Below are 6,275 nucleotides of genomic sequence, written 5' to 3'. Positions count from 1 at the left end.
CCGCTGGGACGAGCTGATGCCGTGGAACTGGGTGCCCCAGACAGATCAGCCAACAGCCCAAGCCGCATAAACTGCGGTCCTCACGCCACGCTTACGCAGGTCCGCGCGGACCTCGGCGGCATCGGCCACAGCAAGTTTTACGAGCTGGTCGCGACCAAGAAGCTGGAGCTCGTGAAGCTCGGCGGAAAGTCGCTCGTTACCGGTCGCAGCATCAAAGCGCTCAAGTCCGAGCTGCTCGCCCAGCTCGCCGCGTGATCGATGAGCGCAGCATCAGCACTGGCGCGCTCGCCAGATAAGCGAAGGGGCCGCCCTGCCAGGCAGCCCCAGAATTCGCATCGCATCAGCACGGTCACGAATAGCCTTGAAGCGCTGCGAACGCAATTCCTGCGCGACAACTATTCGGTGAGCTCTCGCGTCGCCGCCCTCGTCGCCACGCTCGCTTGGGGGGAGGTGCACAATGTCTAAGAAGCACACCATCCCCCGCATGCTCCGGAGTCTTCAGGGGTATGAGAAGGAAATGCCGGCTGCTTGGCCCACCTCGTCACATTGGGAGGACGCCGTCGAGCAAATCGCGAAGATCATGTCCCGCGAGCGTTTTGAGCGCTGCGAGTACGTGATGATGCTGAACCTCGGCGCCTTCGCCGTTCGGCAGTACAATGCCGAGCGCGCAGCTGAGGGTCGACGTGCGGAAGGCGAAAAGCGCCCGTACGTCTGGATCTACGACTCGCCGTCAGAAGGTTGGGATGTCGAGGTCCCCGGCGGAGACAGCCACGTTATCGACCGCTGGTTCGCCATAAGGAGCGACGCCCGCCTCTATGCTGAAGGCCTGTCCGCCGCCACCGGCTGGGTTATCGAGGACGACAGCACCGATCGGGATGAGGCCGCAGAATACGCGGCAGATCAGGCAGCGACGCTCGCCGATGAACTACTGCGCCAGCTTCGCGGCAAGGCAGGTGAGGCGTGACTGGCTTCATCAATCCGCGTGATGCCGCTCTGGCCCTCTTGTCGGGCGGTCACAGCTTGACCCGCCGGGCGGGCAGCTTCCTCGGCCAGTGTGTCGTCGACGCCACCCCCCTTTCCATCGCGCAAGCGGCCTGGCTCAGCACGCTGCTCGAACGTGCCGGTCTGCCGCCGATGCAGGAGGATGTCGACAATGGCTGACGCCTTCAACACCGCTGGCAACCATCGCGGCGTGGATACCAGCATCGCCGCCGCCGAACTGGCGGCACTCACGAGCAACCACCTGCGCTACGTCGTCCACAAGACGCTGTGCGAACAAGGCGACCACACGGTCGACGAGGTGTGCGCCATCGCCGGCTATCCCCGCTACTCGCTTCAGCCCCGTTTCACGGAACTGCGCAAGAAGGGGCTGATCTGCGACTCGGGACTGCGTCGTCGCAACGTCTCAGGCGCTAACGCGATCGTCTGGCGCGCGGTGCTGCGCGACCGAAAGGCGGTGGCGGCATGACTGGCTCCGACATGGACGAGCTCTACGCCGCCGCCGTCGCAAACGTGCGTCAGCCGCACCTCGACCGCATGCGGGAGGTTGGCGTCTCGCCGGCTACGATCGCCCGCATCGGTTCGGCCTACCCGCCCTTCGGCGTCTTCGCTGGTGAGGTGGAGAAGTCGAGCCGCTTCTTGCCCGGACAGGGCCAGCCGCACGTCATCCAGCCGGTGGTGGACGGATGCGAGCTGATCGACCTCGTGGCCTGGCGCGTCGGTAACCCGGCTCGCTGGGGCTTGGTCAACGGGACGGGCTGGCTGCTGAACGCGGACACGTGCCTCGGCTCTCGCTGGGATGCCGAGCGGCTGACGCTCCACGCCACTCCGCTGGACTGGCTCCGAGCCGATGCGATCGGCGGCGTGGTGCTCGACTGGGATGCGCCAGACCTGCTGACGCTTCGCGGCTTCGACCGCATCGACTGCGGCAACGACATGCTCGCCGGTACTTTGCGGCGCGCACTCACGAAGCCGGCGCGTTTGCCGACGATCAGGGTGACGGAGGCGCGTCATGTCGCGTGACTACGCCACTGCCGTTCAGCCCCTCCCGCTTCCGGTGTCTGAACGAATCATCAGCGCCACCCCCTACGTGTGGCGCGTCCCGTCCAGTATTCCACCCCGGCAATGGGTTTACGGCCGGCAGCTTCTGCGCGGCACTGTCAGCGTCGTCGTCGCGCCGGGCGCTACCGGCAAAACCGCCTTGCTGACGGGAACGGCGCTTGCGCTCGTTACCGGCCGCCCTGTCCTCGGTGACGAGATTTGGGATGGTCCAAAGCGCGTCTGGGTGTGGAACTTGGAGGACAGCGGCGAAGAGCTGGCGCGAGGAATTCAAGCCGCCGCGATGCACTGGGGCATCGGGGCTGCGGACATTGGCGACCGCCTTTTCGTTGACAGCGGCCTTGATGGCGCGGAGCTTTCGATCGCGTCCACGACGCGCGACGGGTTGGTGATCCACGAGCCCGTGATCGAGGCGCTTGTGACAGAACTGATCCGTCGCCGGATTGATGTTCTGGTCGTCGACCCGTTCGTTTCAAGCCATAGTGTCAGCGAGAATGACAATGGCGCGATCGACACAGTCGCCAAGCTGTGGGCGAAGGTCGCGGTACGAGCAAACTGCGCGATCATCCTCGTCCATCACGCGCGAAAAATGGCTGGTGCGGAGGTAAGCTCAGAGTCCGCGCGCGGCGCTGTCTCACTGACCCAAGCGGCTCGCTCCTGCATCGTGCTCAACCGCATGTCAGTGGAGGAAGCGAAGGACTTCGGTGTCGAAGGCGACGAACGCCGCAGGTTCTTTCGCACTTATGATGACAAGAACAATCGCGCTCCCCCCGCCATTACATCGACTTGGTACAGGTTGGCCTCCGTAAGCCTCGGCAACGCACCAGGCGGGGGCGACAACATGCCGGTCGTTGTCCCTTGGTCGCCGCCGGACGTGTTCGAGCGCATCAGCGTTGACGACCTTGAAGCGGTGCAGGCCCGCGTAGCGTCACGCGAGTGGCGTTCTTCGGATCAGTCGCCCGAGTGGGTCGGTCATGCGCTTGCTGAGGTGCTCCAGCTCGACCCGAACAAGCCCACCGACCGCCGCCGTATCAAAACCGCGCTGTCGACGTGGATCAGGAATGGCGCACTCAAGGTCGAGCACCGGAGGGACGGCAGCAGGCAGACCCGACCGTTCGTCGTGGTCGGCGAACCGGTAGTGCGCGATGAGTAGCGTGCACCACCTTGAAACAGTGTGGTGGTGCGCGGTGGTGCAGTGGTGCGGATGGCACTGTCAGCGTGCACCGCACCACCACCTCCCCCCTTTAGGGGGGTGGTGTGGTGGTGCGGCAGCGCGAGGGGCGCAACACCACGCCTGGCAAGGCCGGCCGGTTGAAAGCTCTAATACTCACCTCACCCTGACCGCTTCCTCAGTCGCAACCGCTGTGTTGTGCCCGGGGCTTATTAACAATCCCAAACCGGTTGCGACCTCGAAGCGCTTGGCAAGCATTCACCATCAGGCACAGGTGCAATGCTATGGCAGCTGAACGCGCCAAGGCGGTGCCGAGCGATCCGGTCTTGATCGGCTTCGCGTTGGCCGACGCGCTAAACCGCGAGCGCGCGCTTACCGATTGGGAGAGTGGGCTGGTCGCAGCGCTAGTAGCACGAACCCTACATCCGCGCCCGCTTCGCCGCTGGTCGGCGGCACAGGATGAACAGCTCCGCGACCTCATCGGCAGCGGCCACACGGCGGCGGAGATCGGCGCTCGCATCGGTCGCAGCACTGACGCCGTCCACACCCGCATTAAGCGGCTCAAAAATCAAGGAGCGTAGAGATGGCTGAAAACGTAGAAAGCACGGTCGAGTTGAAGCCCGGTGAAACCGAGGACCAGCGGCTGGCTGAAATGATCATCAGCCCCAACACGAGGGCGGCGTTCCTCCATTACGGCCTATCACGGGTGCTGTTCGGACCGCGTGAGGGGAAGTCCGATCAGCGCGCCAGCTTCGACGGCATGGTGGCCGAACTGGAGAAGCAACAGGCTGCCGCCGGGTCGGGCGACATGCGCCGCGCTAGCGATTTGCTGATCACGCAAGCGCACGTCCTCGACGCATTGTTCGGCGACTTCATGCACCGGGCGCTCGATAATGCAGGCTCATACCCGGATGCGATGCAGCGATACATGGGAATGGCGCTGAAGGCGCAGGCTCAGAGTCGCGCATCGATCGAAGCTCTCGCCCGTATTCACCAGCCGCGCGAGCAGGTGGTGCGCCATGTTCACGTCAACGAAGGGGGGCAGGCCATTGTCGCCGACCAAGTCACTATCGGAGGACCGGGGGGCGGGGCCGCCTCAATCGCCGATCAATCCCATGCAGCCCGAGCCGGCGGTGTTGGCGAACGCACCGCGCTGCCTAGCCCGGACCCGCTCCGGGAAGGAATGCCAGTCCCCAGCGGTACGCGGAAAGCGACGGTGCAGAATGCACGGCGGGACAAACCCCGGCGCTCCGCGCGGCAACAGTAACGCACTGAAGCATGGCCTGAGGACGCAGGAGATCAAGAAGCTCAGGGCATTGATGGCTGACTTCGTGCCCTAACCTGCCACGTCAACGATTCGAAGAGCCATTGCCGTCATGGCGGTCGCCCAATGAGTTGAGCGCCTTACCTCTTGTATCGGAACCAGCTCAATAGCGAGCTGGTCCGTCAAATGGCTCTCGAATACGGCAAAAACAATGTAGTCTGGATCTTTGGTCCAGACACCTGCCACCCGCGCATGGGCAATGCGGTTTCTTGGAGCGATGCGCTTCTCGTACGCCTTCTTATGTTTGCGGATCGCCGCCGCAACATCGTTCGCTCCGCGTTCGAGCATGGCGTCCCGCATCTTGTTTAACTTGACCGTGCCCGAGTCCTTGCCGATCGTATCGGCAGCCTCCGAAAAGGACATGCCTGTCACCCGCGCCAGCAACATGCTAAGCGCCCCGTCGAGCGACCCCCAAGCCAAAACACAATTTAGCATCGCATCGCGAATGGCCTGCGGTATCTCTCGATCGACCTGCTCAGGCTTGAACGGCTCTTTCAATGTCATCAACGATCACCGGCGCACACGTTGAGGACGTCGCGCGCGAGAACGAGATCTCCGGTGTCGATCGCTGCCTTCGCGCTGCGGCGACACTGCTTTTGGTCGTATCCAGAGGCTGACTGCACCTCCAGCTGACGGCGCAGCAGCTCGTTGTGAAGCCGTAGCTGTTCAATCTTCTGGCTATTGCGCTGCTGCTCCTGATAGTTTGGGACAAGGTCCTGTGCGGTGCTCAAAGCCTGAGAGTAACCGTTTAGGGGAGCCGTGGTCGCCTCTGAGGTGCAGTCCACGGTGCGTCCATCTTGTCGAACACAGCGGGTACGCACCTGCGCATCTGCTGGCGTCGCAGCCAAGACGCTGATCACAAGCCCAGCCATCGCCAGTGCGGGCGGGATTTTGAGAGCATTACGCCCGCGCGTGCGAACGTCGGAGAACTGCCCAGAACTGCCCATGCTGCTTCTCCTTTTCGCTGCGGCAATACTGTGACCACGCACCGTGGAGAGCAAGATGCGCGCTGAAGTTCACAACACCTTAGCCCGGTTTCGCGTCAACGACGCCCTGATCGCTTCTGCCGCGGACAAAGCCCGTCGCGATGGCATGACGTTGTCGGAATTCATTCGTGCGGCGATCCGGCGAGAGGTGCGAAACTGATGGGGCTTTTCGCTCTCGTCCGCCAAGCGTGTGAGGAAGAGCGCAGTCGTGCCGAAAAGGCGCGCACCATGTATGTCGTGTGCCGCGCCTTCTTGATCGACCTCGCGAGCATCGCCGATGTCTCATTCGCCGAGGTCGATCATCGCCTCCGCAGCCTCCCCTCACATGCCCTCAACTTGCTGGACAGCCCGGCAGGTTGGGTTTCCCTCGCCCAGCATATGGGCCTCCCCCCTCGTGTGACGGTGCACTGATATGGGCCTATTCTCTGCGATCGCAGGCATTATCGGCGGCGGCAGCCAGAAGAAGGCGAGCCAACGGGCGACCGACGCCCTCGTCGCCGCATACAACCGTGGCATCGACACGCAGAATGCGTTCAGCCAGCAGGTCCGCCAAGATTACATGCCGTACACCCAGGCGGGCACGGCTGCGGTCGGCGACTATGGTGACCTTCTTGGCATCAATGGTGACGCAGCACAGGCGACTGAGCTGCCCCCTTCTGAGTGGTCCATGGACTATGAGAGTCTGGATCAAGGAAGGGACGACGAATGCCTGCCAAGAAGCACAAGCCCGAAGAGA

The 6,275-nt window shown here is 63.3% G+C and carries 14 protein-coding genes; 11 read left to right on the top strand and 3 right to left on the bottom strand.

The window, feature by feature from the left end; translation table 11 throughout:
• The 7 genes from J2Y58_RS20600 to J2Y58_RS20570 form a co-directional block, all read left to right on the top strand.
• Positions 1–255: hypothetical protein (locus J2Y58_RS20600; protein WP_310107296.1), on the top strand; the 255-nt coding region annotated here is incomplete at its 5' end.
• A 202-nt stretch (positions 256–457) separates the two neighbouring features.
• Positions 458–964: a hypothetical protein gene (locus J2Y58_RS20595; protein WP_310107294.1), complete on the top strand. Its 507-nt coding sequence runs from the start codon at positions 458–460 to the stop codon at positions 962–964.
• Positions 961–1,161: a hypothetical protein gene (locus J2Y58_RS20590; protein ID WP_310107292.1), complete on the top strand. Its 201-nt coding sequence runs from the start codon at positions 961–963 to the stop codon at positions 1,159–1,161. The genes J2Y58_RS20595 and J2Y58_RS20590 overlap by 4 nt, the downstream gene beginning before the upstream one ends.
• A complete protein-coding gene (locus J2Y58_RS20585) occupies positions 1,154–1,468 on the top strand; it encodes a hypothetical protein (protein WP_310107290.1) in 315 nt (104 codons plus the stop codon). Before J2Y58_RS20590 ends, J2Y58_RS20585 begins: the two co-directional genes overlap by 8 nt.
• An 11-nt stretch (positions 1,469–1,479) precedes the next feature.
• Positions 1,480–2,022, top strand: coding sequence for a hypothetical protein (locus J2Y58_RS20580; RefSeq protein WP_310107289.1), 543 nt, complete (start codon positions 1,480–1,482; stop codon positions 2,020–2,022).
• Positions 2,012–3,211: an AAA family ATPase gene (locus J2Y58_RS20575; protein ID WP_310107287.1), complete on the top strand. Its 1,200-nt coding sequence runs from the start codon at positions 2,012–2,014 to the stop codon at positions 3,209–3,211. Before J2Y58_RS20580 ends, J2Y58_RS20575 begins: the two co-directional genes overlap by 11 nt.
• A gap of 302 nt (positions 3,212–3,513) precedes the next feature.
• Positions 3,514–3,810 (top strand): hypothetical protein, encoded by a 297-nt coding sequence (locus J2Y58_RS20570; protein WP_310107284.1) that lies wholly within the window; start codon positions 3,514–3,516, stop codon positions 3,808–3,810.
• Between the two features lie 119 nt (positions 3,811–3,929).
• On the opposite strand, the gene J2Y58_RS21025 is transcribed toward J2Y58_RS20570, so the two are convergent.
• Positions 3,930–4,109, bottom strand: a complete 180-nt coding sequence (locus tag J2Y58_RS21025; protein WP_405053151.1) for a hypothetical protein — start codon at positions 4,107–4,109, stop codon at positions 3,930–3,932.
• A gap of 139 nt (positions 4,110–4,248) precedes the next feature.
• On the opposite strand from J2Y58_RS21025, the gene J2Y58_RS21020 reads away from it, so the two are divergent.
• Positions 4,249–4,569 carry an HGGxSTG domain-containing protein gene (locus J2Y58_RS21020; protein ID WP_405053150.1) on the top strand — a complete coding sequence of 107 codons (321 nt, stop codon included), beginning with the start codon at positions 4,249–4,251 and terminating at the stop codon, positions 4,567–4,569.
• On the opposite strand, the gene J2Y58_RS20560 is transcribed toward J2Y58_RS21020, so the two are convergent.
• Positions 4,566–5,057 (bottom strand): hypothetical protein, encoded by a 492-nt coding sequence (locus J2Y58_RS20560; protein ID WP_310107279.1) that lies wholly within the window; start codon positions 5,055–5,057, stop codon positions 4,566–4,568. The two genes, J2Y58_RS21020 and J2Y58_RS20560, sit on opposite strands and share 4 nt — an antisense overlap.
• A complete protein-coding gene (locus J2Y58_RS20555; RefSeq protein ID WP_310107277.1) occupies positions 5,057–5,500 on the bottom strand; it encodes a hypothetical protein in 444 nt (147 codons plus the stop codon). The genes J2Y58_RS20560 and J2Y58_RS20555 overlap by 1 nt, the downstream gene beginning before the upstream one ends.
• Positions 5,501–5,555: 55 nt before the next feature.
• On the opposite strand from J2Y58_RS20555, the gene J2Y58_RS20550 reads away from it, so the two are divergent.
• The 3 genes from J2Y58_RS20550 to J2Y58_RS20540 form a co-directional block, all read left to right on the top strand.
• Positions 5,556–5,699 (top strand): hypothetical protein, encoded by a 144-nt coding sequence (locus J2Y58_RS20550; RefSeq protein WP_310107275.1) that lies wholly within the window; start codon positions 5,556–5,558, stop codon positions 5,697–5,699.
• Complete coding sequence (locus J2Y58_RS20545) at positions 5,699–5,950, top strand: hypothetical protein (RefSeq protein ID WP_310107273.1); 252 nt, start codon at positions 5,699–5,701, stop codon at positions 5,948–5,950. The genes J2Y58_RS20550 and J2Y58_RS20545 overlap by 1 nt, the downstream gene beginning before the upstream one ends.
• Position 5,951: 1 nt before the next feature.
• The coding region (locus J2Y58_RS20540; RefSeq protein ID WP_310107271.1) for a hypothetical protein at positions 5,952–6,275 on the top strand (324 nt) is incomplete at its 3' end.

It is taken from the genome of Sphingomonas sp. BE138 (genome assembly GCF_031456125.1).
In the GTDB taxonomy this organism is placed as follows: domain Bacteria; phylum Pseudomonadota; class Alphaproteobacteria; order Sphingomonadales; family Sphingomonadaceae; genus Sphingomonas.
The sequence above is the reverse complement of the archived record's forward strand: the minus strand, read 5'-3'. Positions and strand labels throughout refer to the sequence as shown.

Excerpts from the sequence above, each read along its gene's own strand:
- J2Y58_RS20575 (WP_310107287.1), top strand. The coding sequence starts at position 2,012 with ATGTCGCGTGACTACGCCACTGCCGTTCAGCCCCTCCCGCTTCCGGTG.
- J2Y58_RS20545 (WP_310107273.1), top strand. The coding sequence starts at position 5,699 with ATGGGGCTTTTCGCTCTCGTCCGCCAAGCGTGTGAGGAAGAGCGCAGT.
- J2Y58_RS20555 (WP_310107277.1), bottom strand. The coding sequence starts at position 5,500 with ATGGGCAGTTCTGGGCAGTTCTCCGACGTTCGCACGCGCGGGCGTAAT.
- J2Y58_RS20580 (WP_310107289.1), top strand. The coding sequence starts at position 1,480 with ATGGACGAGCTCTACGCCGCCGCCGTCGCAAACGTGCGTCAGCCGCAC.
- J2Y58_RS20570 (WP_310107284.1), top strand. The coding sequence starts at position 3,514 with ATGGCAGCTGAACGCGCCAAGGCGGTGCCGAGCGATCCGGTCTTGATC.
- J2Y58_RS20595 (WP_310107294.1), top strand. The coding sequence starts at position 458 with ATGTCTAAGAAGCACACCATCCCCCGCATGCTCCGGAGTCTTCAGGGG.
- J2Y58_RS21020 (WP_405053150.1), top strand. The coding sequence starts at position 4,249 with ATGTTCACGTCAACGAAGGGGGGCAGGCCATTGTCGCCGACCAAGTCA.
- J2Y58_RS20550 (WP_310107275.1), top strand. The coding sequence starts at position 5,556 with ATGCGCGCTGAAGTTCACAACACCTTAGCCCGGTTTCGCGTCAACGAC.
- J2Y58_RS20560 (WP_310107279.1), bottom strand. The coding sequence starts at position 5,057 with ATGACATTGAAAGAGCCGTTCAAGCCTGAGCAGGTCGATCGAGAGATA.
- J2Y58_RS20585 (WP_310107290.1), top strand. The coding sequence starts at position 1,154 with ATGGCTGACGCCTTCAACACCGCTGGCAACCATCGCGGCGTGGATACC.